Source organism: Nocardia elegans NBRC 108235, assembly GCF_001612845.1.
GTDB classification, from domain to species: Bacteria; Actinomycetota; Actinomycetes; order Mycobacteriales; family Mycobacteriaceae; genus Nocardia; species Nocardia nova.
In genome coordinates, this window is the sequence record NZ_BDBF01000042.1 from 24,384 (window position 1) to 49,718 (window position 25,335).

Consider the following 25,335-nt stretch of genomic DNA (forward strand, 5'->3'; position numbering starts at 1 on the left):
GACGGTATGACCTCGTCGTGGAGTGTGCGAGCGGCCCGGGAGCGCTCGGATACAGACCGGCATCGTGCCCTGCTCGATGCCGCGGCCGACGTTTTCATCGAACGGGGCTACGCGGCGACGACGGTGGCCGCGATCACCGCCCGGGCCGGTGTCTCCCGCGCGACGCTGTATGTCTACTTCGCCTCGAAGGACGAGATCTTCCACGCGCTCGCCACCCGGGTTCGCGACGAATTCCTCGCCGCCCAGGAACCCGAACTGGCCGATTCCGATCCGCGAGAGATGTTGCGCGCCACCATAGAATCGTTCGCCGAGGCGGTCCTGCACGCCGGCCCGCTGCTGCGGTTGATCGAAGAGCGCGGCGCCGTCGACCCCGAGATCGGCGAGCTGGCCGCCGAAATCTCCGAACGTCCCATCCGCCGCTTCGCCCGCTACCTGGACCGGGAACACCGTGCGGGGACCGTCACCCCCGCGGCGCCGGTTCGCGTGGTCGCCGAAACAGTCGGCTATGCGCTGACCAGCGGCATGCTCGCCCGCCGGGCCGATCCGCCGCCCGAGCGCGCCCGGTATCTGGCCGAGATGCGGCAGATCGCCGAAACCCTGCTCGGGCTGCGCCCGGCCGCCGATTTTTCGGCTTGACCTTCACGTTACGGCAACTTCTACCGTCGAAGACGAGGCCGGAGCGACCGGCCTCAGGACAGATGGGAAGCACCATGAGCTGGTCGATCGCGGAGGTGGCGAAGATGTCGGGAGTCACTGCCCGCACCTTGCGCCACTACGACGACATCGGTTTGCTCACCCCGGCCCATGTGGGCAGCAACGGCTATCGCTACTACGACGAGCAGAGCCTGTTGCGGCTGCAGCAAATCCTCGTGCTGCGCGAGCTGGGGCTCGGTCTCGCCGAGATCGCCGAGGCGGTCGACTCCGAACCGGACACGCTGGCAGCGCTCAAACGCCAGTACGCCCGGCTGCTCGCCGAACGCGACCGGCTGGGACGGATGGCCGAGACCGTGGCGCGCACCATCGCCGAACTCGAAGGGAACAAGGAGATGTCAGTGCAGATCAACCGCCCGGAAAATCTGTTCGCGGGCTTCGATCACACGCAGTACGACGACGAGGCCCGGGAGCGCTGGCCCGAACAGTTCGAGCAGTCGCGGCAGGCGACCGCCGGTATGACCGCCGAGGACGTCGAGCGCATGCAGCGGGAACTGACCGCGGCGATGATCCGGATGGCCGAATTCATGGCCGCCGGAACACCGGTCGAGGATGCGGCGGTACAGGCCGAAATCCACGCTCAGTACGAGGGGATCCGCCGTTTCTGGACCCCGAACCGGAGTGCGTACACCTGCCTCGGCCAGATGTATGTCGACGACGAACGGTTCAAGGCGAACTACGAGCGGATCGCGCCCGGATTGGCCGAATACCAGCGCGACGCCATGGCCGTCTACGCCGAGCAGCGGCTCACCGACTGATCGGTGTAGGCACTGGCCGCCTCGCCGCGGCGCACGATGAGCACGCCGGTGAGGACCAGCACGCCGCCGAGCAACTGGACGGGGTGCGGGGCCTCACCGAGCAGTGCCCACGCGACGATCAGGGCCGCCACCACTTCGAGCAGCCCCGTGAACGCCGCCGCCCGGGAGCCGAGCAGGCGGGTGGCGGCGATGCCGGCGACGTAGGCCAGGGCAGCGGTCACGGTGCCGAGAATCGCGATCAGCAGCCACCACGGCATCGTGACACCTTGATACACAACGGGATTCGCGGTGGCTCGCAGCGGAAGGACGCCCGTCGCTCCGGCGGCGAGCAGTCCGAGTCCGCCGACGAGCAGCCCACCGGTGGCCAGGACGGTTCCCGGCAGGGTGCCGTGGCCGTGCGCCGAGAGCAGGAAGTACACCGCCCCGCAGGCCATGGCCAGCAGTGCCCAGCAGATGCCGATCCAGTCGGTGGCCGCGCCCGACCGCAGGTCGATCACGAAGAACAAGCCGGTGAGGCCGAGGAAAGCTCCGGCCACCGTCGATCCGGCCGGACGCTGGTGGCGACGCAGCCACAACCAACCGACCACCGCGATCGGCGAGGTGTACTGGATCAGCAACGCCATTCCCACGGACAGACGCGATACGGCGGTGAAATACGCCAGCTGCACTCCGGCGATCGCCACCAGCCCGTAGCCGAGGATCAGAGCCGCGTTGCCGCGCACCGACTTCCAGTTCTTCCGCAGTGCGACGGCCGCTATCGGCGTGAGTGCCGCGGCGCCGACCAGGACGCGCACGATCACCACCGCCGCGGAACTCCAGCCGGCGTTCATCAGGCCGCGCGCCAAGGGGCCCGAGAGTGCGAACGACACCGCCGACACCATCGCGCACCCCGTGCCCGAACCCAGCCGGCCCCCGGTGGTGACCTCGGGCGCGATCCTCGACATGCCCGAGAACGCTAGGCCGGGCGGCGTCGGCTGTCACATGGTTTTGCGCGGGGTGGTCGCGGCCACCAGTTCGGCCACCGCGTCGGCGACAGGAGTGCTGCCGCCGGTGAGCTCGACGATGACCCGGTTCAGTGCCGGTTCGTGCAAAGCCGCGTCGATGAAGGCGGCGACGTCGTCGCGGGAGACCGAACCGTATTCGATGGCCAGGCCGGCGGTGACGGTGCCGGACCCCGGATCGTCGAGCAGCGTTCCCGGACGCACGATGAGCCAGTCCAGCGCGGTGTGGGTCAGATGGACGTCCGCGGACTTCTTCACCCGCATGTAGTGTTCGAACCCCGCCGAGGTTTCGCGGTCGCGCCCGGCATCGGGGAATACCGACACCAGCACGAAGCGCGAGACGCCCGCCTGCGCGGCGGCCGCGGCGGCCTTCTCCAGTCCGGCGCCGTCGATGGCGGTGGTCTTGTCGGGGCCGGTGCCGTGCGCGCCCGCGGAGAACACCACCGCGTCGTGCCCGGCGATCTCGGCCGCCAATTCCTCCACCGTATCGTGGATCAGATCGCCGGTCACCGGCGTCGCCCCGGTCGCCGCGACGGTCTCGGCCTGTTCGGGATTGCGGTGCATACCGGTGACCTTGTCACCGCGGTCCGCGAGGCGTTGCGCGAGGCGGCGGCCCACGCCGCCGGCCGCGCCGATCTGGAATACCTTCACGAGCGATCACCTCTCTGTCGGCGAGTGCGGTCCACTGCCGATTGTGGACTCCGCGCCGAAACGTCCCGCGCCCGGGTGCACGGTGGCACGGCATGCTGGGTGGTCGCTGATCGTCACCGATTTCGACTCCGTATCCGTTGTGCGCAGTCGGGATGTGTCGCTCGGGGCGCACCGGCCGCCGCGCGGCTGGGAACGAGTGCAGTAGCGGGCCGGAGTGCCGCGGGATCGGTGCTGTGGGATCGCTCGTGTGGGATCAGAGCGTGCCCGGGTGCGGTCGCAGCAACACCGGCGCACCGTGAGCGGGCACATTGGTGATGTTGCGGATGCGGCCGCGTTCGTGGGTGCGCACCGGCGCCAGGGCGAATCGGCTCAGCACTTCCGACAGCACCGCCGTGCCCTCCATGAGTGAGAATCCGGCGCCGATACAGCGACGCACACCGCCACCGAACGGCAGCCAGGTGTTGGCGGCCACGCTGCCGTCGAGAAAGCGTTCGGGTCGGAAACTTTCGGGTTCGGGATGATTGTCCGGATTCGCATGCGCCAGCACGATCGAGGTCTGCACAACGGTGCCGCGGGGCAGGGTGTACCCGCCGATCGTCGTCTCGCGCGTGAGCCGGCGCAGTGTGCCGCCGATGACCGGATGGCGGCGCATCGCCTCCTTGAGCACCGCTTCCAGATATTTGTCGTCGCCCTCGGCGGCCGCGCGGCGCGCCCGCTGCTGCACCTCGGGATGAGCGGCCAATTCGAACATCGCCCACGACAGCGCCGACGCGGTGGTTTCGTGCCCGGCCAGCAGCAGGGTCACCAACTGATCGCGCAGTTCGGCATCCGAGAGCGGCTCGTCGCCGGCCTCCGCGCCCACCGCGAGCAACCGGGCCAGCACGTCGGCGCGCTCACCGGGATCCGCCTCGTCGCGCCGTCGCGCGATCTCCTCGTAGAGCAGCGCGTCGATCGCATTCTTGTTGTCGGCGAATCGCTTCCACGGGCCGAAACGCTGCAGCCGATGCCATTTCCAGCCCAGGAAGATCAGCGGGCCGACATCGACCAGGTACCGCAGCCGCGGCGCGAGCTCGGCACGTCCGCGCTGCTCGCTGATGCCGAACACCACCTGCATGATCACATCGAGTGTCAGTTCGTTCATCCGTGGCAGCGTCACCAGCGTGGTATCCGGCTGCCACTGGTCGATGTGGTGTTTGGCGATCGCCTCGACCAGGTCGCGGTAGCCGCGCAGCGCCGAGCCGGTGAACGCCGGCATCAGCAGCCGGCGGGCTCGCGCGTGCTCGTCCTCGTCGGTGAGTAACAGCGAATGCTGTCCCATCACCGGCTCCAGCACCCGATTGCCTTCGCCGGCATGCAGATCCGCGGGGGCGCCGGCGAAGATCTCGCGGATGTGTTCCGGACGCGAGAACACCACCAGATTCTCGGCATACGGTGCGATCATGCGCATCGTGTAGACATCGCCGTAGCGGCGCGAGGCCACCCCGGCGAACCAGCCCCGCCACTTCGCGTGCAACAGCGTCTGAGCCACCCGCGGCAGCCGGGGACCCGGCGGGAACACAGTGGTCATGGGGCTACCTCCCGACGGTCCGCGGCGGTGCGAGATCCGATATCCACCCCACGGTAGCCCGGTAACCGTTACCGGACCACACACGTTCCATGAGCAGTGGGCGGCTGTCCGATAGCTGGATCGGCCGGGCCGAACCCGTGAAATTGCGCAGGGTGCACCGTCCGGGGCCATATCATCGGGGCCATGCCCACCTTCCGAGCGGCCGGACGCAGGGATGTCTTCGCTGGTGATGCCTGGCACCTGGCGTGTGCGATCGGCTGTGCGTCGATCACCGTCGGGGTGATTCTGCTCGTTTGGCCCGATAAGTCCGTTCCGGTAGCGGAACTATTGCTCGGAACGACGCTGCTGCTGACCGCCGCTTGGCAGCTCACGGTCGCCTTCCGCGCGCGCATCCGCGGCGGGCTCAAGGCGCTGGAATTCGGGAGCGGCGCCCTGTCGGTGCTGCTGGCGCTGTGGTGCATGCGCAGCGGTGACTGGGTGGCGTTGCTGGCGATGTGGGTCGGCATGGGATGGATGATCCGCGGCATCGTGCAGGCGATCGTCGCTGCCTGGTCGGAGGACCTGCCGAAGCCGGGCCGGCGCGAGGGCTACGGCCTGGCGACACTGCTGGCCGGGCTCATCGTGCTGGTGTGGCCGATCGACACCGTCGCGGCCCTGTCGGTTCTGGTCGGCGTCTGCCTGATGCTGCTCGGCGCGATGGAGATCCGCATGGCCGTCCGCGTCCGCCGTCCCGAAGGTGGTGGCGACCCGGTGGGGGTGCGCGGCCTGCTCGGACCGCGCGCGCAGACCCCCGTCCGGGCCGCGGATTAGGGTCGGGACATGGCTGTCGTTCACCACACCACCCTCGAGCCCGGCAAACTCGAACTGCTCACCGCATGGCTGCCGACGCGCGAATGGTTCACCGGCACAACGCCGCACCTGCACAAGGCGGGCGGGTTCCGCCTCGACGACCCCGACGGGGAGGTGGGCATCGAGCATATGCTCGTCGTCGACACCGCCGATCCCCGCCACCCCGTCTACCACGTGCCGATGACCTATCGCGGCGCCCCGCTGCCCGGCGCGGAGGCGGCGTTGATCGGCACCTCCGAACACGGTGTGCTCGGGACTCGCTGGATCTACGACGCCGCGCACGACCCGGTGGCCCTCGCGCAGATGGCGGCGCTGCTCGCCGGACGCGCGGTGGCCCAGGACCAGAACCGCAGCGACGCCCCCGCCGACACCGTCGAGGTGTCCGCCGCCGATCCGGAAACGCCGAACGCGGTGCGCGTCAATCGGATTCCCTCGCCGTCGGCCGCCTCCGCGCCCGGGTGGGCCCGGGTGAGCTGGACCGATGCGGAGGGCGCGCCGGCGGCGGGGGTAGTGCTGGAGGTAGCGGTGAACTGAGCGCGCACGCGTGCGGTCGGAAGGAGTCGAGGTGAGGTTCGGCAGATACGGATATCGGACGGCTGCGGTGGTGCTGCTCGGCGCGACCGCCGCCACCACCCTCGCCGGTTGTGCGCAACGTGACTCCGGGACCGCACCCTCCGCGCGACCGGCCACCGAAACGCCTGCCGCGCAGTCGCCTTCGCCGCAGCACACCCCCACACCGGGGCCCACCACCGCCGCGCCGGCCATCGCGGCGTGCCGGCCACGCCAGCTGGACATCACCGCCCACACCCTCTCGCCGGGGATGATGCATCGCGGCGTCGAACTGAGCTTCGCCCTCGCCGCCGACACCCCGCCCTGCACGATCGGCGGCTATCCCGGCGTCGACACGGGCGAGGGCGGCCCGGCCCTGCACGCCCGACGCACCCCGCGCGGATATATGGGGGGCCTGCCCCGCGACGACGACACGCCGCCCGCCGTCACGGTGCTGCCCGGTCGCCCCGCCCGCGCGGTCGTGGAAGGCTCCGCGATGGGCCCGGCCGGCGAAGACTGCCCGCTGTACACGAGTCTCGATGTGACAGCTCCCGATTCGACCTACACCCGCACCGTGCACACCACCATCGACACCTGCGCTCTGGAGGTGCATCCGGTCACCGGCTGAGGTGATCCGAGCCGGCGGGGGTGCCGGGCCTCAGGTGTAGGCGAGCATTCGGCACGGTCGGCCCGTACCGCCGATGTGTTCGGGCGCGCCGACCACGACGGTGGCGCCGGTCGGCGGGACCGAGCCGAGATTGGCCACCATCTCCACGCCGTAGCGCCCGCCGCCGAGGAAGGCGGTGTGTGCGCCGTAGTCGGGATCGTCCGCATGGTCGAGGCTGAGTGTATCCACCCCCGCGCCGACGATATCGCGCTGGCGCACAAGGTAATCCGCGGCCTCGGCGCAGAAGCCGGGCGCACGCGGGGTGCCCTGGACGTCGAGGTTGACGAAGGCCGCCGGATGGGCGAGCCGGCGTTCCCACCCGGAGTACATGGCGACGAAGGCCCGGGGCGGAATGCGGCCGTAGATTCGCTCGAAGGCATCGATGTCGTCGATCGTGACCGTCGCGTCGACGTCGAACGCCGCCTTCGCGCTGATGTCGATCACGATGAGCGGAGCCACCAGATCACGCACCGAGAAGGTGCCGCCCGATGCCCCGACGGAGGCGCGGCGCAGCGGCGCATCGACATGGGTTCCGGTGTGCTCCCACAACGCGATCGTGTTCTGGTCGAAACTGCCCAGCGCATGCCATGCCACCGGAACCATCGCGAACGGCGGATTGCCCGGCCACATCGGCGTATTCGGGCCCACCGGATGGGTGAGATCGACGACGGCTCCGGCGCGCGGGCGTGCGGCGGGTGCGGTGGCCGCCACCGCCAGTGCCGCGAGGCCGGCCGCGCCCGCCAAGGCGCGCCGCGACGGGACCGTCGCGAAATCGGCACCGTCGTGGGCGATCCGGACGATCCGAGGTGCGCACATGGTGCCCGGAAGCTTAGTGCCCCGCGACGTGTGACCGCTACGACTTACGGGCCAGGGCGCATGCGATCAGTTGTTCCCACAGCGTGGGCTCGCGCTCGGCGGGGCCGATGCGCGAGACCGAGGCGTCGGCGTCGGCGGGCCGCCACCGGGCGCAGATCTCCAGCCCCGGCTCGAGCACCTCGAGATCGCCGAACAGATCGAGGATTTCCTCGTCCGAACGCCAGCGGCCACGCCCGAAGGTCGCCTGGAGCTTCTCCTCCGCGGCCTGCGTCTCCTCGTTGAAGCCGGAGCGGAAATGCGAGATGTAGATCTGTGAGCCCACCGGGATCCGGTCGGTCCACCACTTCACCAGGTCGGCCGGATTCTCGTCGTTGTTGAGATGGTGCAGGATCGCGCTGAAGATCACCGCCACCGGCTCGTCGAAATCGATCAGCCGCCGCAGGTCCGGATGAGAGAAGATGGCCTCCGGATCGCGCAGATCCGCGTGGATGACCGTGGTGTTGTCGTCGGCGGACAGCAGGGCGCGACCATGGGCCAGCACGATCGGATCATTGTCCACGTACACCACGCGCGCGGTGTCGAGGTGACGCTGGGCGACCTGATGCACATTGTCGACGGTCGGCAACCCGCTGCCCATATCGATGAACTGGCGCACACCGGAGTCCGCAATATCGGCGACCGCGCGAATCATGGCCTGCCGATTGGCATAGGCGATGGCGACCGAACCCGGTAGATCGTTGATGAAGTAGTCACCGACCTTGCGGTCGACGGCGTAATTGTCGCGCCCGCCCAGCAGATAGTCGTACACGCGGGCGATGCTCGGCTTCGATTGATCCACCTGTGCGGCGCTGTCGGTCATCACACCAGTTTCTGTGCGCGGAGGTCGTCGTCGGACTCGATCCTAGAGCCACCGTTGACGTTTCGGTGCAACCTCGACGAGAACCGTTGTTCCCGAAGCAGTCTCCGGCATCATCCGCTGACGAATCCGACCGCGCGGTTTGCCAGGTCGAGCAGCGGCTGCGGCATGATACCCAGGGCGAGTGTGGCGGCGCCGGTGACGATGACGACCATGGTGGTCACCGGCGCGGTGACCACGGCGGGCGGTGCCTCCGGGGGATCGGTGAAGAACATCTGCACGATGACGCGAATGTAGAAGAACACGGCGATCGCACTCGAGATCACACCGACGATCACCAGATACGCCGCATGTCCGGACGCGGCCGCCGAGAACACCGCAAATTTTCCGACGAAGCCACTGGTCAGCGGAATGCCCGCGAACGACAGCAGAAACAGCGCGAAAACCGTTGCCAGCCATGGTGAACGGCGCCCGAGCCCCGCCCACGCCGACAGCGCGGTGGCCTCGTCTCCCACGCGGTCGCGCACCAGCGTGACCACCGCGAACGCACCCACCGTGCTCACGCCGTAGACGGCCAGATAGAACAGCACCGACGACACCCCGTCGGAATTGGCCGCCACCAGCGCGGTGAGGATAAAGCCGGCGTGCGCGATGGAGGAGTAGGCGAGCATGCGCTTCACATCGGTCTGAGTGACGGCGAGAATCGCGCCCAGCACCATCGTGGCCACGGCCGCGGCGCCCAGGATCGGACGCCAGTCCGCACTCAGTCCCGGCACCGCGACCTGCAGGATGCGCAGCAGAGCACCTACCGCCGCGATCTTGGTCGCCGCGGCCATGAACGCGGTGACCGCGGTCGGCGCCCCCTGATATACATCGGGCACCCATGACTGGAACGGCACGGCACCGATCTTGAACAGCAACCCCACCACCAGCATCGCCACACCCAGCACCGCAAGGGTTTTCGAGCCGGAATCGCGGGCCACGGCGTCGGCGATCCCGGAGAGGCGAACCGTGCCGGCGTAGCCGTACAGCAGCGCCATCCCGTACAGGAAGAACGCTGACGCGAACGCGCCCAGCAGGAAGTACTTCAGCGCCGCCTCCTGCGACAGCAGCCGACGCCGCCGAGCCAGCCCGCACAGCAGATACAGCGGCAGCGACAGCACCTCGAGCGCGACGAACATCGACAGCAGATCGTTGGACGCGGGAAACAGCAGCATGCCACCGACCGCGAACAGGGTCAGCGGAAACACCTCGGTGGTGGTGATACCGGCCCGCGCCGCCGCGATCTCGTCCGAACTGCCCGGCACCGCCGCGGCCTGCGGAGTGAAGGCGTCGACGACGACCGCACCGGAAGCCGCCGCGGCCGCCCGGCTCCAGGTCCCGGGGCCCTCCCGGCTTTCGCGCGCCAGCCGCGGTTCGATACCGCGTTCGGCCATCAGCGCGACCGCCAGAATCGCGACCACCAAAATGGTGCCTTGCAGCATCAGCGTCACGTTGTCGACGGCGACCGCGCCGACGGCCACCGTCGCATGAGTGCCCGCGAGCGCGATCACGGCCACCAATGCCGCCACCAAACCGCCCAGCGCGAGCACCAGATGGACCGGATAGCGCCAGGACCGGGGCAGGAACGCCTCGGCGATCACCCCGGCGACGGCCACACCGAAGACGACGAGCATCGGTGCCAAAGCGTGATATTCGATCGAAGGAGCCGGAACCGTCGCGGCCAGAAGCTGATTCACCGGTGGTTACCTCCGCTCGGAGTGGTCGCGGCCGGTACGGTCGCGGCATCCGGCGCGACCGTGGGCGCCGGATCGTGTTTGCCGATGGTGGTGAGCGTGCCGGCCACCGCCGGATTGATCCGGTCGAGAACCGGTTTCGGATACGCGCCGAGGACCAGCAACGCCGCCAGCAGCGGCACCACGACCAGCAGTTCGCGCGGCAGCAGATCCTGCAATCGCTCGTTGCCCTTGCGGACCGGTCCGGTCATCATGCGCTGGTACATCCACAGCACGTACAGCGCCGCCAGCACCAGTGCGCCGGTGGCGAACACGGCCGCCACCGGATAGCGGGTGAACGTGCCGGACAGGACGAGGAATTCGCTCACGAACGGCGCGAGGCCGGGCAGTGAGAGCGTCGCCAGGCCCGCGATCAGGAAGGTGCCCGCCAGTACCGGCGCCACCTTCTGTACCCCGCCGAATTCCGCGATCACCCGAGTTCCGCGGCGCGACACCAGGAATCCCGCGATGAGGAACAGCGCCGCGGTCGAGATGCCGTGGTTGACCATGTACAGCGTCGCACCCGACCCGCCCTGATTGGTCATCGCGAAGATGCCGAGGATGATGAAGCCGAAATGCGAGATCGAGGTGTAGGCGATCAGGCGCATCACATCGGTCTGCCCGATGGCCAGCAGCGCGCCGTAGAGGATGCCGATCACCGCCAGCACACTGATCATCGGCGCGTAGGTGGTCGAGGCGGCCGGGAACAGCAGCAGGCAGTAGCGCAGCATGCCGAAGGTACCCACCTTGTCGACCACCGCCATCATCAGTACCGCGCTAGCCGGTGTCGCCGACACCGCCGCGCCGGGCAGCCAGGTGTGCAGCGGCCACAGCGGCGCCTTCACCGCGAAGGCGAACATGAAGCCGAGGAACAGTGCGTTGAGCACGGCCGGACCGGCGCCGAGCTGCCCGGAATTCGCCGCCGCCGTGACCGCCCGGAAATCGAAGGTGCCACCCTCACCGCCGACATGTGCCCGTGCGGTGAGTACGTAGAGCCCGATGACGGCGGCCAGCATGATCAGGCCGCCGAACAGGTTGTACAGCAGGAATTTCACCGCCGCGCGCGAACGCTGCTGCCGCAGTGCCAGTTCCACGGCCGCCGATTCACCGCCGCTGGTGCGGGGCCCGAAGCCGCCGATGAGGAAATACATCGGGATCAGCATGACCTCGAAGAACACGTAGAACAGCAGGATGTCGAGCGAGACGAACGAGATCAGCACCATCGACTCGACGATCAGGGTGAGCGCGACGTAGATGTGCGCGACCCGCCGCCCGCTGCCCGCTTCGCGGTCGTCCTTCCATCCGGCGAGGATCAGCAGCGGCACCAGTGCGGCGGTCAACAGCAGCAGCACCAGCGCGATGCCGTCGACGCCGAGGGTGTAGCCGGCGCCGAAAGCCGGTATCCAGCGGTGTGATTCGACGAGTTGGTATTGCGGACCGCCGGGATCGAACCGCACCGCGACCACGATCGCGACGGCCAAGGTGGCCAGCGACAACACGAGTCCGGTCACCCGGGCCACCGTGCGCCGGCCGGCCGGAACGGCCAGCACCACGACGGCGCCGGCCAGGGGCAGCACCCACAGTGTGGTCAGCCAGGGATACTCCGTCACAGCAACCTCACCGCCAGCAGGGCCGCGACCACCAGGGCCGCGCCGGTGAACATGGACAGGGCGTACGAGCGCACGAAACCCGTTTGCACGCGCCGGATTCGCGCCGACAGGCCGCCGATCACCGCGGCCGTGGTGTTGACGATGCCGTCGATACCGCGGTTGTCGAGGAAGACCAGCGAGCGGGTCAGGTGAGTGCCCGGACGCATGAACGCGGCTTCGTTGAACGCGTCGCCGTACAGATCGCGGCGAGCCGCGACGGTCAACGGTGTGACGTCCTGCGGGGCGGTGCGCGGCACCGGCCGCCGCGCGTACTGGCGGTAGGCGACCGCGACACCGATCGCGACCACGACCAGCGCGGCCACGGTGACCGCCCACGCCGGCACGGCGCTTTCGGCATGTTCGGTGCCGACCACCGGTGCCAGCCAGTTCTGCAGCGACGATCCGAAAACGAACACCCCGCCGGAGAACACCGAGCCGATCGCCAGCACGATCATCGGGCCGGTCATCACCGCGGGGGCTTCGTGCGGATGCGGCTCTTGCTCGGAATCGTTTGCAGCCCAACGCTTTTCGCCGAAAAACGTCAACAACATCACGCGCGTCATATAGAAGGCGGTGATCCCGGCGCCGAGCAGCGCGGCGGCGCCGAGGGTGATGCCGTTCGCGCCGCCGTAGCCGAACGCGGCCTCGATGATCCGGTCCTTGGAGAAGAACCCCGCGAACGGCGGCACCCCGATGATCGCCAGATAGCCGAGCCCGAAGGTGACGAACGTGATCGGCAGATACTTTCGCAGCCCGCCGTAACGGCGCATATCCGTCTCGTCGTTCATCGCGTGCATGACCGATCCGGCGCCGAGGAACAATCCGGCCTTGAAGAAGCCGTGGGTGAGCAGATGCATGATCGCCACGGCATATCCGGCCGGCCCCAGTCCGGCGGCCAGCACCATATAGCCGATCTGACTCATCGTGGACGCCGCCAGCGCCTTCTTGATGTCGTCCTTCGCACAGCCGATCACGGCGCCGAACAGCAACGTCACCGCGCCCACCACCAGCACGCCCGCGCGCGCCGCCGGGGCCGCGTCGAAGATCGCGTTCGACCGCGCGATCAGATACACACCCGCGGTCACCATCGTGGCGGCGTGGATGAGCGCCGACACCGGAGTCGGGCCTTCCATCGCGTCGCCGAGCCAGGACTGCAGCGGCACCTGCGCGGATTTACCGCACGCGCCGAGCAGCAACAGCAGGCCCAGTGCGGTCAGGGTGCCTTCGCTCGCCTGCGGGACACCGGCGAACACGTGCCCGAAATCGACCGAACCGAAGGTGGCGAACATCAGGAACAGCGCGATCGCCAGCCCCATGTCGCCGACACGGTTGACCACGAAGGCCTTCTTCGCCGCCGCCGCCGCGGACGGCTTCTCGTGCCAGAACCCGATCAGCAGGTACGAGGCCAGGCCCACGCCCTCCCAGCCGAGATAGAGCACCAGATAGTTGTCGGCCATGACGAGGATCAGCATCGCGGCCAGGAACAGATTGAGGTAGGCGAAGAACCGCCGCCGCGCCGGATCGTCGCTCATGTAACCGACCGAGTAGATGTGGATCAGCGAGCCGACGCCGGTGATCAGCAGGACGAAACACATCGTCAGCTGATCCAGTTGCAGCGAGAACTCCGCCTGGAGTCCGGCCACCGGTATCCAGCTGAAGAAGTTGTGTGACACCGCTCGATCGGCGCCGGCACGGCCGAGCATCTCGGCGAACGCCCACACCGCCACGCCGAACGAGCCGACCGCCGTCGCGCAGCCCATCCAATGGCCCCAGCGGTCGCTCAGGTGTCCTGCCAGCAGCAGGATCAGCGCGCCGGCGGCGGGGAGGGCCGGCAGCAGCCAGAGCAGATTCCCGGTACCCACGTCAGTACTTCAACAGGTTGGCGTCGTCGACCGAGGTCGAGCGGCGGGTGCGGAAGATGGTCATGATGATCGCCAGGCCCACGACGACTTCCGCCGCGGCGACGACCATCGTGAAGAACGCGAACACCTGCCCGTCGAGGTTGTGGTGCTGCCGGGCGAAGGTGACGAAGGCGAGATTGACCGCGTTGAGCATCAATTCGATGCACATGAACACCACGATCGCGTTGCGCCGCACCAGCACCCCGGCCGCGCCGATGGTGAACAGCAGGGCGGACAGATACAGGTAGTTGTCCGGATTCACCGCGGAGCCTTCCTCTCGTTGTCGCCGGTCGCGTGAGCGCCGTTGCTGTCGGTGCGCTCGTTCTCGCCACCGCCGTTGCCGCCGTTGCCTTCTCGCATACCGATCACCGCGTCCTCGGTGTGGGCGCGGCGCCGACGATGGCGCAGGATGGTGCTCACCGACAGTTCGGCGAACGAGCCGTCGGGCAGCCGGGCCGGCACGTCGACGGCGTTGTGGCGGGCATAGACACCGGGGGTGGGCAGGGGCGTGATGCGGTGGCCTTCACGCAGGCGGCGCTGCGATTGCTCGCGCTGCCCGGTGCGCGGACCGAACCGTTCCCGATGCGCGAGGACCATCGCGCCGATGGTTGCCGTGATCAGCAGCGCCCCGGTGAGCTCGAAGGCCCACACGTAACGCACGAAGATCAGCTCTGCCAGCGCGCCGATCGGGTCGGCGCCGAATCCGGGACCCGTCGCCGCCACCGAATCGTCGCGCACGCCCCGGGCGATCGCCCCGATCAGCAGCAGCCCGAATCCGACACCCACCACGACGACACCGATGCGGTGCCCGCGCAACGTCTCCCGCAGCGATTCGGCCGAGTCGACGCCGACGAGCATCAGGACGAACAGGAACAACATCATGACCGCGCCCGTGTACACCACGATCTGCACCACACCCAGGAACAGCGCGTCCTGGGCGATGTAGAACACCGACAGGGTGATCATGGTGGCCGCCAAGCACAGCGCGGAGTGCACGGCCTTGTGGGCACACACCATGCCCAGACCGCCCGCCACCGCGACCACGGCGAGGACCCAGAACAGCACCGCCTCCCCGGTCGAGGTACGGGTGGCAGCTTCGGCGGCAAGCACATTCGCGGCCGGGGTCATTGCGCACCTCCTTGCGCACCGGTGGCCGCCGGTTCGCGACCGGTGTCCGCGGCGGTGGTGCCGGTGGGACGGAGCCCGGTATCGCGGTCGCTGCCGGGGGCGGCGGGCACCGCGCCCAGGTAGTAGTCCTCCTCGGTGGCGCCCGGATAGGCGGCGTGCGGCGGGGCGATCATCCCGTCGCCCAGCGGCGCGAGCAGCCGGTCCTTCTCGTAGATGAGATCGGCGCGATTGTCGTCGGCCATCTCGTATTCGTTGGTCATCGTCAATGCCCGCGTGGGGCACGCCTCGATGCACAGTCCGCAGCCGATGCAGCGCAGATAGTTGATCTGGTAGACGCGGCCGTAGCGTTCGCCGGGGGAGTAGCGCTCGCTCTCGGTGTTGTCGGCGCCCTCGACGTAGATCGCGTCCGCGGGGCAGGCCCACGCGCACAGTTCGCAGCCGATGCACTTCTCCAGACCGTCGGGATGGCGGTTGAGCTGGTGGCGGCCGTGGTAGCGCGGCGCGGTCGGCACCTTCTCCTCGGGGTAGAACTCGGTGTTCTTCTTTTTGAACATCGTGACGAAGGTGACCCAGAATCCGCCGATGGGTTCCAGCAGACCGGCTTTGGTGGCAGCCGGCGCGGTTTCGGGCATCGGCGGAACTGGGAAGTCCGAGAACTGTTTCGTGCCAGTGGTTTCCGGTGCGAGATTGTCGCCGGCACGCCCGGCGCGCAGCATAATCGCCAGCAGGCCCACCGACATGATCACCCCGGCGATCACGAGGCCCGTGGTCTGCACGTCGTGGCCGTTGTCCTGCACGACCTTCAGTGTCGCGACGATCATCACCCACAGCAGCGACACCGGAATGAGCAGTTTCCAGCCGAGATTCATGAACTGGTCATAGCGCAACCGTGGCAGCGTCCCGCGCAACCAGATGAAGACGAACAGGAACGTCCAGATCTTCAGCGTGAACCACAGCAGCGGCCACCAGCCCGAATTCGCGCCGTCCCACAGGTTCAGCGGGAAGGGTGCGTGCCAGCCGCCGAAGAACAGTGTGGTGGCCAGCGCCGAGACAGTGCCCATGTTGATGTATTCGGCCATCATGAACATCGCGAATTTCAGCGACGAGTATTCGGTGTGGAAACCGCCGACGAGTTCACCCTCGGCCTCGGGGAGATCGAAGGGGGCGCGGTTGGTTTCGCCGACCATCGCCACCGCGTAGATGACGAACGACGGCAGCAGCAGCCACACGTTCCAGGTGCCCCACTGCCGATCCACGATGCCGGAGGTGGACATGGTCCCGGCCAGCAGGAACACTGCCGCGAAACAGGCCGCCATCGCGATCTCGTAGGAAATCACCTGCGCGGTCGACCGCAGAGCGCCGAGCAGCGGATACGTCGATCCCGACGACCATCCCGCCAGCACGATGCCGTAGACCCCGATCGAGGTCATCGCGAGGATGTAGAGCACCCCCACCGGCATATCGGTCAACTGCAGCGGTGTGCGGGTGCCGAAGATCGACACCTCCGGTCCGAGCGGTATCACCGCGAAGGCCATCACCGCCGGAATCAGCGCGACGATCGGCGCCAGAATGTAGATGGGCTTGTCCACCATCGCCGGGACGATGTCCTCTTTGAGGAGCATCTTCACCCCGTCGGCGATGGATTGCAGCGAACCGCGCGGCCCGACCCGATTGGGTCCGACCCGCATCTGCATCCAGGCCACCACCTTGCGCTCGATCACCACCGCGAGCAGCGGGATGAGCAGCAGGAAGATGAAGATACCGATGGATTTGACCACAACCAGCCACCACGGGTCGTGGCCGAAGGCGGACAGATCGGCCGGGGCCGAGACCAGCACGGCCGGCGACATCTCACTCATGGGGGTCCTCCCGTTGGATGCGCACGCGGTGACCGAGGGCGGTGGTGAGCCGGTCGTTGACCGTCGACTCCGCCGAATTCCACGGCAGCCAGGCGACACGATCGGGCATATCGGTGATCTCCAGCGGCAGCACGATGCGGCCGTGCCCGGTGCTGATCCGCACCGAATCGCCGGTGGCCGCGCCGATTTCGGCGGCGGTGGCCGGCGACAGCCGCAGCACCGCGGGCCGGGCGGTGCCGGCGAGATTCGGTTCACCGTCCTGCATGCGGCCGTTGTCGAGCAGCATCCGCCAGCCGGCGAGGATCGCGGTGCCGGTTTCGGTATCCGGTAGCGCCGCCGACGGATACGACGGCGGCTGCGGCCGCGGCCCGTCCCAGACTCCCAGGGCGTCCAGTTCCGCGCGGGCGGCCTCGACCGTCGGCAGGCCCAGCCGCACTCCCATCTCGTCGGCCAGCGAGTGCAGCACGCGATGATCGGCCAGCGGAGCCGCCTGCCGCCGCACCGTCGCATCGCCGAGGGCGGCGCCGAACGGCCGTGGCCGGCCCTCCCAGGTGAGGTATGTCCCCGCCTTCTCCATCGCCGAGGCGACGGGGAACACCACATCGGCCCGCTCGGTGACCTCACTGCGCCGCAATTCCAGACTGACCACGAAGGCGGCGGCCTCGACGGCGGCCAGGGCGGCGCGGGGATCGGGCAGATCGGCGATCTCCACGCCCCCGACCAGCAGCGCGCCGGGGTGGCGGCCGGCGTCGAGAATCGCGGCGGTATCGCGACCGGGTGCGGTCGGCAGTTCGTCGACCTGCCAGATCCGCTGGACCTCTTGGCGCGCACGCGCATTCGCGGTCGGACGACCGCCCGGCAGCAGACCGGGCAGCGCTCCCGCCTCGAGCGCGCCACGTTCCCCGGCGCGGCGCGGCACCCATGCGAGCGCGGCGCCGGTGGTCTCGGCCAGTGCCGCCACCGCCGACAGCGCGCCGGGGAGTGCGGCCAGTCGTTCGCCGGCCAGGATCACCGCGCCGCGACGGCGCAGCGCGCGGGCGAGTTCGTCGAGTCCCGGTGGATCGGGCGGGCATTCGTATCCGGCGCCCGAGACCGCCAACGCCTGCAAGAGCCGCGCTTCGTCGCCGGGCACGGTGGGAATCAACCGCCCCGATATCCGGTTCAGGCCCCGGCTCGCGTAGGCGGCCAGCGAATAGATCGCGGTCGCCGAAGTGCGGGCGGCCTTGCGCAGCCGCAGATGCAGGATCGGGCATTCCTCTTCGGGTTCGAGTCCGGCGAGCAGGACCACGGGCGCCGAATCCAGCGCGCCGTAGTCCACCCGCACCCCCTGTCCGGCGATCGCCGCGGCCAGGAACTCGGCCTCCTCGGCGGAGTGGGCGCGAGCGCGGAAATCGATGTCGTTGGTGCCCAGTGCGATACGCGCGAACTTGGCGTACGCGTAGGCGTCCTCGACGGTGGCCCGGCCGCCCACGAGCACTCCGGCGTTCCCGCGGGCGGCGGCCAGTCCCGCACCCGCTCGCGCGAGCGCCTCCGACCACGAAGCCGGAACGAGGACGCCGCTGTCGTCGCGGATCAGGGGAGTGGTGATCCGGTCGGGTTCGGTCGCGTAGGTGAAGGCCCACCGGCCCTTATCGCAATTCCATTCCTCGTTGACCTGCGGATCGTCACCGGCCAAGCGGCGCAGCACTTTTCCGCGGCGGTGGTCGGTGCGCTGGGCGCACCCGGCGGCGCAGTGCTCACACACCGCCGGACTCGAGACCAGGTCGAAGGGGCGGGCGCGGAAGCGGTAGGTGGTGCCGGTGAGGGCGCCGACCGGACAGATCTGGACGGTGTTGCCGGAGAAGTAGGAGTCCATCGGCTCGCCGTCGGCGATCCCGACCTGCTGCAGTGCGCCGCGGTCCATCAACTCGATGAACGGATCAGCGGCGATCTGCTGCGAGAACCGGGTGCAGCGGGCGCACAGTACGCACCGCTCCCGATCCAGCAGCACCGCGGGCGAGAGCGGAATCGGTTTGGGGTAGGTGCGTTTCACCCCTTCGAAGCGTGATTCGGGCCGGCCGCTGGACATCGCCTGGTTCTGCAGCGGGCATTCCCCGCCCTTGTCGCAGACCGGGCAATCCAGCGGATGGTTGATCAGCAGCAGTTCCATCACCCCGGCCTGCGCCTTCTGCGCGGCCGGCGAACTGATCTGGGTGTGGGCGATCATCCCGTCGGTCACGGCCATCGTGCAGGAGGCGACGGGCTTGCGCTGCCCCTCCACCTCGACCAGGCACTGCCGGCACGCCCCGACCGGATCGAGCAGCGGATGATCGCAGAACCGAGGAATCTGGATTCCGACGAGTTCGGCCGCCCGGATGAGCAACGTTCCGGTGGGCACCGCGATCGTCGTGCCGTCGATGGTGACGGTGACCATGTCCTGGGGGATGACGCCACTGCTGTCGTGGCTCACTGTCGCTGTCATCGCACTCCTTCGGCAGGCGTCGCTGCGGTGGCGGTCGCGGCCGTGGCGGCGGCCCAGGCGGTCGAGCGAGCGGGATCGAACGGGCACCGGCCCAGCCGGATGTGCTCGGCGTATTCGTCGCGGAAGTATTTGAGAGAGGACACGATCGGGCTGGCCGCACCGTCGCCGAGCGCGCAGAACGATTTGCCGTTGATGTTGTCGGCGATATCGAGGAGGGTGTCCAGATCGGCGTCGGTACCGCCGCCGGACTCCAGCCGTTGCAGCAGCTGCACCAGCCAGTAGGTGCCCTCCCGGCAGGGGGTGCACTTTCCGCAGGATTCGTGGGCGTAGAACTCGGTCCAGCGCAGGACCGCGCGGACCACGCAGGTGGTGTCGTCGAAGATCTGTAATGCCTTGGTGCCCAGCATGGATCCGGCCGCACCCACGTTCTCGTAGTCCAGCGGCACATCGAGGTGTTCGGCGGTGAACAAGGGCGTGGAGGAGCCGCCGGGTGTCCAGAACTTGAGGGTGTGCCCGGCGCGCACACCGCCGGCGTGGCCGAGAAGTTCGCGCAGCGTCACCCCCAGCGGCGCCTCGTACTGGCCCGGCCGGGTGACGTGCCCGGACAGCGAGTACAGGGTGAAGCCGGGCGATTTCTCCGACCCCATCGAACGGAACCATTCGACGCCGTTGTGCAGGATGGCCGGCACACTCGCGATGGACTCCACGTTGTTGACCACGGTCGGGCACGCGTACAGCCCGGCGACGGCGGGGAAGGGCGGGCGCAGGCGAGGCTGGCCGCGCCGGCCCTCGAGCGAATCCAGTAGGGCGGTTTCCTCACCGCAGATGTAGGCACCGGCCCCGGCGTGCACGATCAGATCGAGATCGAAACCCGACCCGAGGATGTTTCGGCCCAGATAGCCTGCGGCATAGGCCTCTTCGACGGCGGTCTGGAGTCGGCGCAGCACCGGCACGACCTCGCCGCGCACATAGATGAACGCATGGGCGGCGCGGATGGCGTAGGCGGCGATGATGGCGCCCTCGACCAGCACATGCGGGGTCGCCATCATCAACGGGATGTCCTTGCAGGTGCCGGGTTCGGATTCGTCGGCGTTGACCACCAGGTAGTGCGGCTTACCGGCCGCCGGCGATCCCTCGGGATCCTGCGGGATGAAACCCCACTTCATGCCGGTGGGAAATCCGGCGCCGCCGCGGCCGCGCAGCCCGGCGTCTTTCACCGTGGCGATGACCTCGTCGGGATGCATGCCCAGCGCCCGGGACAGGGCGCGATAGCCGTCGTGTGCCCGGTAGGTGTCGAGGGTCCACGATTGCGGCTGATCCCAGTAGCGGGTGAGTACGGGCGCGAGCGTCATCACCGTTCCCCCTGTTCGCTATCCGAATCACCCTGCGGCGCAGCAGGTGTCGACCGCTCGGCCGCTACGCGCAGACCGGCGAGCGTGGCTTCTCCGGGGGTGCCCTCGTTGGCGTCGGGCCGCCGATCCGGGAATCCGGCGAGGATGCGGGCCGTTTCGCGGAAGCTGCACAACGGTGCGCCGCTGCGCGTGCCGGTGACCTCGCGCCCGGCTCGCAGCGCGTCGGCGAGCGCGCGGGCCGACTCCGGGGTCTGGTTGTCGAAGAATTCCCAGTTCACCATGACGACCGGGGCGTAATCGCAGGCGGCGTTGCACTCCAGATGTTCCAGCGTGATGGACCCGTCCGCGGTCGTTTCCCCGGGGGTGATCTCCAGATGCCGGGTGAGCGCGGCCAGGATCTCGTCGCCGCCCATGACCGCGCACAGCGTATTGGTGCAGACTCCGACGTGATAGTCGCCGGTCGGGGTGCGGCGATACATCGAGTAGAAGGTGGCGACCGCGGTCACTTCGGCGTCGGTGAGCCCGAGTTGCTCGGCGCAGAACGCGATCCCGGTGCCGCTGACATAGCCTTCCACGCTCTGCACCAGATGCAGCAGTGGCAGCAGTGCCGAGCGCGGGTGCGGATAGCGGTCGATGATCTCGCGCGCCTCCGCCCGTAGATTCTCCTGCACCTGCGGCGGGTAGGGGACGGGCCGCCGCGACAACTGCAGCAGGATCGGGTCGCGACCGGTCGCGGTCGCGGGAATCGGTTCGGCTGTCATCGGTCGACACCACCCATCACCGGGTCGATGCTGGCCACCGAGGCGATCACGTCGGCGACCATGCCGCCTTCGCACATCGCCGCCACGGCCTGCAGATTCGTGAACGAGGGATCGCGGAAATGCACACGATAGGGCCGGGTTCCGCCGTCGGAGACCATGTGGACGCCGAGTTCGCCGCGCGGGGACTCCACCGATGCGTACACCTGGCCGGGCGGCACCCGCATACCCTCGGTGACGAGTTTGAAGTGGTGGATCAGCGCCTCCATCGAGGTGCCCATGATGGTGCCGATATATTCGGCGGAATTGCCGAGTCCGTCGGGGCCGAGCTTCAGGTCGGCCGGCCACGCGATCTTCTTGTCCGACACCATGACCGGGCCCGGGCGGAGTTTGTCGAGGCACTGCTCGACGATCTTCAGCGACTCCTTCATCTCCTTGATGCGGATCAGATAGCGGCCGTAGCAGTCGCATCCGGTGTCGGTCATGACGTCGAACTCGTAGTTCTCGTAGCCGCAGTACGGCTGCGACTTGCGCAGATCGTGTGGCAGTCCGGTCGAGCGTAGGACCGGGCCCGTCACTCCCAGAGCCATACACGAGGCCAGGTCGAGATAGCCGATGCCGCGCGTGCGAGCCTTGAAGATCGGGTTCTCGTTGAGCAGCAACTCCATATCGCGCAGCCGTTTCGGCATGAGCGCCAGCAGGTCTCGGATCTTGCCCACCGCGTCTGGCGGCAGATCCTGTGCCAGTCCGCCGGGACGGATGTAGGCGTGGTTCATCCGCAGTCCGGTGACGGTTTCGAAGATGTCGAGGATCAGCTCGCGCTCGCGGAATCCGAACAGCATCGGCGTCAGCGCGCCGAGTTCCATACCTCCGGTGGCCAGCGCCACCAGATGCGAGGAGATGCGGTTGAGTTCCATCAGCATGACGCGGACGATGTTCACCCGCTCGGGAATATCGTCGGTGATGCCGAGCAGCTTCTCCACGGCCAGGCAGTAGGCCGTCTCGTTGAACAGCGGGGAGAGGTAGTCCATCCGGGTCACGAACGTGACGCCCTGCACCCAGTTGCGGAATTCGAGATTCTTCTCGATGCCGGTGTGCAGGTAGCCGATTCCGCAGCGCGCCTCGGTGACCGTTTCGCCCTCGATCTCGAGGATCAGCCGCAGCACGCCGTGCGTGGACGGATGCTGTGGTCCCATGTTGACGACGATGCGCTCTTCCGCGGCGCCGTCGAGGGCCTCGCGCACATCGTCCCAGTCCTGTCCGACGACGGTGACCGCCGGGCTCTCGGCGACCGGATCCGTCGCGGCGCCGGTGATTTCGGTGTGGTTCATCAGCTGTAGGTCCTCCGCTGGTCCGGCGGCGGAATACGCGCGCCCTTGTACTCGACCGGGATCCCGCCGAGCGGGTAGTCCTTGCGCTGCGGATGTCCACGCCAGTCGTCGGGCATCATGATCCGCGTCAGCGACGGGTGCCCGTCGAAGACGATGCCGAAGAAGTCGTAGGTTTCGCGCTCGTGCCAGTCGGTGGTCGGATACACCGCGAACAGCGAGGGCATATGCGGATCCGAATCCGGTACCGACACCTCGACCCGCACCCGGCGGTTGTGCGTGATCGACAGCAGGTGATAGGCGGCGTGCAATTCGCGGCCCGTGTCGTCCGGATAGTGCACGCCGTTCACTCCGAGACACAGTTCGAAGCGCAGCGCCGGGTCGTCGCGCAGCGCCCGAGCCACCTCCACCACCCGTTCCCGCCGCACGTGCAGGGTCAGTTCCCCGGCGAAGACCACGATCTTCTCGATCGCGGCGCGGAACAGGTCGTCCGTCAATGACCGCGCCAAAGCGGCGACCACCTCGTCGAAATAGGAGCCGTAGGGCGCGGGGGTACTGCCGGGCAGTGCGACGGTCCGCACCAACCGCCCATACCCGGAGGTGTCACCGGTGCCCCGGACGCCGAACATGCCGCGACGCACGCCGATGACCTCGTCGTCGGGACGGTCGGGGGAGGGGCCGCGCGATTCGGGTTCGATCGCCGGCTCGCCGGCCGGGCCGGAACCGCGCGCGCCCGAGGAGGATTCGGTGTCCGCGGGGCTGTCGGGCGGATCGCCGGCGCTGCGCGGTGCGTCAAGGCTCATCGCAGCAACCCCTCCATCCGGATCGTGGGAGTGGAGGCGAGCGCGGCGGCCTCGGCCGCGCGCACGGCCTCGGCGCGGTCGGCACCCAGCGGCATCTGCTGAATCTTCTCGTGCAGTGTCAAGATGGCGTGCAGCAGCATCTCCGGGCGCGGCGGGCAACCGGGTAGGTAGATGTCCACGGGCACAACATGATCGACACCCTGCACGATGGCGTAGTTGTTGAACATGCCGCCGGACGAGGCGCAGACCCCCATCGCCAGTACCCATTTGGGTTCGGTCATCTGGTCGTAGACCTGCCGCAGCACCGGCGCCATCTTCTGGCTGACCCGGCCGGCGACGATCATCAGGTCCGCCTGCCGGGGGGAGGCGCGGAAGACCTCCATCCCGAAGCGGGCGCTGTCGAAGCGACCGGCTCCCGTGGCCATCATCTCGATCGCACAGCAGGCCAGCCCGAACGTGGCGGGCCACAGGGACCCCTTACGCATGTATCCGGCGAACTGTTCGACCGTGCTCAGCAGGAATCCGCTGGGCAATTTCTCCTCGAGCCCCATCTCGGATCAACTCTCACTTCCGTGTGCGAATCCTCGGTCCCGGCGGACGCCGGGACGACGGGTTGGGTATGCGGTGCCGACGGGCCGAGCGGCCCGCCCCGCGTTCAGTCCCAGCTCAGGCCGCCGCGCCTCCACTCGTAGGCGTAGGCAACCGAGACGTTGACAATGAACAGCGCCATGGCCGCCAACCCGAAGACGCCGAGGGCATCGAAGTGCACCGCCCACGGATAGAGGAATACGATCTCGATGTCGAAGATGATGAACAGCATCGCGGTGAGGTAGTACTTCACCGGAAAGCGTTGTCCCGCAGCATTTCCCGGCCCGCCGGCGATGGCGTGCGGGGTGGGTTCGATACCGCATTCGTAGGCTTCGAGTTTGGCGCGGTTGTAGCGTTTGGGCCCGATCACGGCCGCCAGCAACACCGATCCCAGCGCGAACGCGGCAGCGATCGCACCGAGTACAAGAGTCGGCACCTGGGTATTCACAACGACACAACCCCTCTCCTCGCCGGCAACTGCCGAGGCGGGGCTGACATCGTCGTCTGCCGGGCCAGTCTCACCCCGAAGCGCAGCTCGAGCGCGAGCGCGGGACGACAGGCAGGCAGGGCGCCATTCATATCAACAGCCACGCTCGTGTGAGCTACAGCACAGCCTACAACCGCTCTTTCTGAATACTCACGGTTCCGCCCCGGTGTTTGATCGAATTCGGAACTGTCACTTATGACCGAAACAGCGCAATGGCCTCCCCGTAGCCGGGCGCGCCGCGCCCCTCGGCGCGCACGAAAACGGTCGGCCGACGAGACTGTCGGCCGACCGGAAAAGCGCTGATCAGGCGGCGGGGCGAGCGTTCAGGGCCGTGGTGACCGCCGAGGTGAGCTGGAACGGGTCCAGCGGATGCGCGACCGCCGCCTCGGCCCGGGACCAAGCGGCGAGCCAGGCATCGTCGGCCCTGCCGGTCAGCACCACGATGGGCGGGCAATCGGCGATTTCGTCCTTGAGCTGTTTGGCCAGCCCCATTCCGCCGGTGGGTGTGGCCTCACCGTCGAGAATCGCCAGGTCGATCCCGCCGGCGTCGAGCTGTTCGATCACCACCGGCGCGGTGGCGGTCTCGCGGTAGTCGAACGGCGGCAGGTCGGGATGCGGATGCTTGCCCAGCGCCAGCATCACCTGGCGACGGGTGTCGGCATCGCTGCTGTAGACGAGAACCCGCAGCGCGGGACGGTTCGCATCGGCCACGCTTGGGATGCTACGTCCATCGGATCGGCCGCGGTGGCAGCTTGGGCGGCAACGGTCCCCGCGCCGGGCGTGGCGCTCGCCGCCCGCTTCACCGCCAGGTTGATCGTGCC

24 protein-coding genes are annotated in these 25,335 nt (G+C 68.3%); 5 read left to right on the plus strand and 19 right to left on the minus strand.

Going from position 1 to position 25,335, the window contains the following annotated elements:
* The first annotated feature begins 6 nt into the window (after window positions 1-6).
* Together NE2_RS26110 and NE2_RS26115 are read left to right on the plus strand one after the other, a co-directional pair.
* Window positions 7-636, plus strand: coding sequence for a TetR/AcrR family transcriptional regulator (locus NE2_RS26110; RefSeq protein WP_063909488.1), 630 nt, complete (start codon window positions 7-9; stop codon window positions 634-636).
* Between the two features lie 74 nt (window positions 637-710).
* The gene (locus NE2_RS26115; RefSeq protein WP_063030394.1) at window positions 711-1,469 is read left to right on the plus strand and encodes a MerR family transcriptional regulator; all 759 of its coding nucleotides are present in this window, start codon (window positions 711-713) and stop codon (window positions 1,467-1,469) included.
* Here NE2_RS26115 and NE2_RS26120 read toward each other — a convergent pair.
* The 3 genes from NE2_RS26120 to NE2_RS26130 form a co-directional block, all read right to left on the minus strand.
* Entirely contained in the window at window positions 1,442-2,413 is a 972-nt protein-coding gene (locus NE2_RS26120; RefSeq protein WP_063030343.1) for an EamA family transporter, read from the minus strand. The two genes, NE2_RS26115 and NE2_RS26120, sit on opposite strands and share 28 nt — an antisense overlap.
* A gap of 33 nt (window positions 2,414-2,446) precedes the next feature.
* A complete protein-coding gene (locus tag NE2_RS26125) occupies window positions 2,447-3,121 on the minus strand; it encodes an NAD(P)H-binding protein (protein ID WP_063030345.1) in 675 nt (224 codons plus the stop codon).
* Between the two features lie 253 nt (window positions 3,122-3,374).
* Window positions 3,375-4,688 carry a cytochrome P450 gene (locus tag NE2_RS26130; RefSeq protein WP_063030347.1) on the minus strand — a complete coding sequence of 438 codons (1,314 nt, stop codon included), beginning with the start codon at window positions 4,686-4,688 and terminating at the stop codon, window positions 3,375-3,377.
* A gap of 183 nt (window positions 4,689-4,871) precedes the next feature.
* Here NE2_RS26130 and NE2_RS26135 point away from each other — a divergent pair, with 183 nt between their 5' ends.
* The 3 genes from NE2_RS26135 to NE2_RS37290 are packed head-to-tail and all read left to right on the plus strand — an operon-like array spanning window position 4,872 to window position 6,714.
* Window positions 4,872-5,498: an HdeD family acid-resistance protein gene (locus NE2_RS26135; RefSeq protein WP_063030349.1), complete on the plus strand. Its 627-nt coding sequence runs from the start codon at window positions 4,872-4,874 to the stop codon at window positions 5,496-5,498.
* Window positions 5,499-5,507: 9 nt separating this feature from the next.
* Complete coding sequence (locus NE2_RS26140; protein WP_063030351.1) at window positions 5,508-6,071, plus strand: maltokinase N-terminal cap-like domain-containing protein; 564 nt, start codon at window positions 5,508-5,510, stop codon at window positions 6,069-6,071.
* A 31-nt stretch (window positions 6,072-6,102) separates the two neighbouring features.
* Entirely contained in the window at window positions 6,103-6,714 is a 612-nt protein-coding gene (locus NE2_RS37290) for a DUF4232 domain-containing protein (protein ID WP_233429882.1), read from the plus strand.
* A gap of 30 nt (window positions 6,715-6,744) precedes the next feature.
* Here NE2_RS37290 and NE2_RS26150 read toward each other — a convergent pair whose 3' ends face one another.
* The 16 genes from NE2_RS26150 to NE2_RS26225 all read right to left on the minus strand — a co-directional run bounded on the left by NE2_RS26150 (window position 6,745) and on the right by NE2_RS26225 (window position 25,225).
* Window positions 6,745-7,569: a cyclase family protein gene (locus NE2_RS26150; RefSeq protein ID WP_063030353.1), complete on the minus strand. Its 825-nt coding sequence runs from the start codon at window positions 7,567-7,569 to the stop codon at window positions 6,745-6,747.
* 37 nt (window positions 7,570-7,606) lie between these two features.
* A complete protein-coding gene (locus tag NE2_RS26155; RefSeq protein ID WP_063030355.1) occupies window positions 7,607-8,428 on the minus strand; it encodes an SAM-dependent methyltransferase in 822 nt (273 codons plus the stop codon).
* 110 nt (window positions 8,429-8,538) lie between these two features.
* A complete protein-coding gene (gene nuoN / locus NE2_RS26160) occupies window positions 8,539-10,164 on the minus strand; it encodes an NADH-quinone oxidoreductase subunit NuoN (protein ID WP_063030357.1) in 1,626 nt (541 codons plus the stop codon).
* Window positions 10,161-11,810, minus strand: coding sequence for an NADH-quinone oxidoreductase subunit M (locus NE2_RS26165; protein WP_063030359.1), 1,650 nt, complete (start codon window positions 11,808-11,810; stop codon window positions 10,161-10,163). Before NE2_RS26165 ends, nuoN begins: the two co-directional genes overlap by 4 nt.
* Window positions 11,807-13,711 (minus strand): NADH-quinone oxidoreductase subunit L, encoded by a 1,905-nt coding sequence (nuoL, locus tag NE2_RS26170; protein WP_063030361.1) that lies wholly within the window; start codon window positions 13,709-13,711, stop codon window positions 11,807-11,809. The genes NE2_RS26165 and nuoL overlap by 4 nt, the downstream gene beginning before the upstream one ends.
* Window position 13,712: 1 nt before the next feature.
* Complete coding sequence (gene nuoK, locus NE2_RS26175) at window positions 13,713-14,012, minus strand: NADH-quinone oxidoreductase subunit NuoK (RefSeq protein ID WP_025350204.1); 300 nt, start codon at window positions 14,010-14,012, stop codon at window positions 13,713-13,715.
* Window positions 14,009-14,878: an NADH-quinone oxidoreductase subunit J gene (locus NE2_RS26180; RefSeq protein ID WP_084494336.1), complete on the minus strand. Its 870-nt coding sequence runs from the start codon at window positions 14,876-14,878 to the stop codon at window positions 14,009-14,011. The genes nuoK and NE2_RS26180 overlap by 4 nt, the downstream gene beginning before the upstream one ends.
* Entirely contained in the window at window positions 14,875-16,728 is a 1,854-nt protein-coding gene (gene nuoH, locus NE2_RS26185; RefSeq protein WP_063030396.1) for an NADH-quinone oxidoreductase subunit NuoH, read from the minus strand. The genes NE2_RS26180 and nuoH overlap by 4 nt, the downstream gene beginning before the upstream one ends.
* A gap of 1 nt (window position 16,729) precedes the next feature.
* The gene (locus tag NE2_RS26190) at window positions 16,730-19,198 is read right to left on the minus strand and encodes an NADH-quinone oxidoreductase subunit G (protein WP_063030397.1); all 2,469 of its coding nucleotides are present in this window, start codon (window positions 19,196-19,198) and stop codon (window positions 16,730-16,732) included.
* Window positions 19,195-20,550: an NADH-quinone oxidoreductase subunit NuoF gene (gene nuoF / locus NE2_RS26195; protein WP_063030363.1), complete on the minus strand. Its 1,356-nt coding sequence runs from the start codon at window positions 20,548-20,550 to the stop codon at window positions 19,195-19,197. The genes NE2_RS26190 and nuoF overlap by 4 nt, the downstream gene beginning before the upstream one ends.
* On the minus strand, window positions 20,550-21,311 hold the full coding sequence (nuoE, locus tag NE2_RS26200) for an NADH-quinone oxidoreductase subunit NuoE (RefSeq protein ID WP_084494337.1): 762 nt from the start codon (window positions 21,309-21,311) through the stop codon (window positions 20,550-20,552). Before nuoE ends, nuoF begins: the two co-directional genes overlap by 1 nt.
* Window positions 21,308-22,639, minus strand: coding sequence for an NADH dehydrogenase (quinone) subunit D (gene nuoD / locus NE2_RS26205; RefSeq protein ID WP_063030365.1), 1,332 nt, complete (start codon window positions 22,637-22,639; stop codon window positions 21,308-21,310). The genes nuoE and nuoD overlap by 4 nt, the downstream gene beginning before the upstream one ends.
* Window positions 22,639-23,439 carry an NADH-quinone oxidoreductase subunit C gene (locus NE2_RS26210; RefSeq protein WP_084494338.1) on the minus strand — a complete coding sequence of 267 codons (801 nt, stop codon included), beginning with the start codon at window positions 23,437-23,439 and terminating at the stop codon, window positions 22,639-22,641. Before NE2_RS26210 ends, nuoD begins: the two co-directional genes overlap by 1 nt.
* Window positions 23,436-23,990 (minus strand): NuoB/complex I 20 kDa subunit family protein, encoded by a 555-nt coding sequence (locus tag NE2_RS26215; protein ID WP_063030367.1) that lies wholly within the window; start codon window positions 23,988-23,990, stop codon window positions 23,436-23,438. The genes NE2_RS26210 and NE2_RS26215 overlap by 4 nt, the downstream gene beginning before the upstream one ends.
* Window positions 23,991-24,094: 104 nt before the next feature.
* On the minus strand, window positions 24,095-24,475 hold the full coding sequence (locus NE2_RS26220) for an NADH-quinone oxidoreductase subunit A (RefSeq protein ID WP_063030371.1): 381 nt from the start codon (window positions 24,473-24,475) through the stop codon (window positions 24,095-24,097).
* Window positions 24,476-24,817: 342 nt separating this feature from the next.
* A complete protein-coding gene (locus NE2_RS26225; protein ID WP_174553982.1) occupies window positions 24,818-25,225 on the minus strand; it encodes an Rv3143 family two-component system response regulator in 408 nt (135 codons plus the stop codon).
* Between the last annotated feature and the right edge of the window lie 110 nt (window positions 25,226-25,335).

What these genes read in the sequence shown, in the direction of transcription:
- NE2_RS26110 (WP_063909488.1), top strand. Translation starts at nt 7, where the DNA reads ATGACCTCGTCGTGGAGTGTGCGAGCGGCCCGGGAGCGCTCGGATACA.
- NE2_RS26115 (WP_063030394.1), top strand. Translation starts at nt 711, where the DNA reads ATGAGCTGGTCGATCGCGGAGGTGGCGAAGATGTCGGGAGTCACTGCC.
- NE2_RS26120 (WP_063030343.1), bottom strand. Translation starts at nt 2,413, where the DNA reads ATGTCGAGGATCGCGCCCGAGGTCACCACCGGGGGCCGGCTGGGTTCG.
- NE2_RS26130 (WP_063030347.1), bottom strand. Translation starts at nt 4,688, where the DNA reads ATGACCACTGTGTTCCCGCCGGGTCCCCGGCTGCCGCGGGTGGCTCAG.
- NE2_RS26135 (WP_063030349.1), top strand. Translation starts at nt 4,872, where the DNA reads ATGCCCACCTTCCGAGCGGCCGGACGCAGGGATGTCTTCGCTGGTGAT.
- NE2_RS26140 (WP_063030351.1), top strand. Translation starts at nt 5,508, where the DNA reads ATGGCTGTCGTTCACCACACCACCCTCGAGCCCGGCAAACTCGAACTG.
- NE2_RS26150 (WP_063030353.1), bottom strand. Translation starts at nt 7,569, where the DNA reads ATGTGCGCACCTCGGATCGTCCGGATCGCCCACGACGGTGCCGATTTC.
- NE2_RS26155 (WP_063030355.1), bottom strand. Translation starts at nt 8,428, where the DNA reads ATGACCGACAGCGCCGCACAGGTGGATCAATCGAAGCCGAGCATCGCC.
- NE2_RS26180 (WP_084494336.1), bottom strand. Translation starts at nt 14,878, where the DNA reads ATGACCCCGGCCGCGAATGTGCTTGCCGCCGAAGCTGCCACCCGTACC.
- nuoH (WP_063030396.1), bottom strand. Translation starts at nt 16,728, where the DNA reads ATGTCGCCGGCCGTGCTGGTCTCGGCCCCGGCCGATCTGTCCGCCTTC.
- NE2_RS26190 (WP_063030397.1), bottom strand. Translation starts at nt 19,198, where the DNA reads ATGACAGCGACAGTGAGCCACGACAGCAGTGGCGTCATCCCCCAGGAC.
- nuoF (WP_063030363.1), bottom strand. Translation starts at nt 20,550, where the DNA reads ATGACGCTCGCGCCCGTACTCACCCGCTACTGGGATCAGCCGCAATCG.
- nuoE (WP_084494337.1), bottom strand. Translation starts at nt 21,311, where the DNA reads ATGACAGCCGAACCGATTCCCGCGACCGCGACCGGTCGCGACCCGATC.
- nuoD (WP_063030365.1), bottom strand. Translation starts at nt 22,639, where the DNA reads ATGAACCACACCGAAATCACCGGCGCCGCGACGGATCCGGTCGCCGAG.
- NE2_RS26210 (WP_084494338.1), bottom strand. Translation starts at nt 23,439, where the DNA reads ATGAGCCTTGACGCACCGCGCAGCGCCGGCGATCCGCCCGACAGCCCC.
- NE2_RS26215 (WP_063030367.1), bottom strand. Translation starts at nt 23,990, where the DNA reads ATGGGGCTCGAGGAGAAATTGCCCAGCGGATTCCTGCTGAGCACGGTC.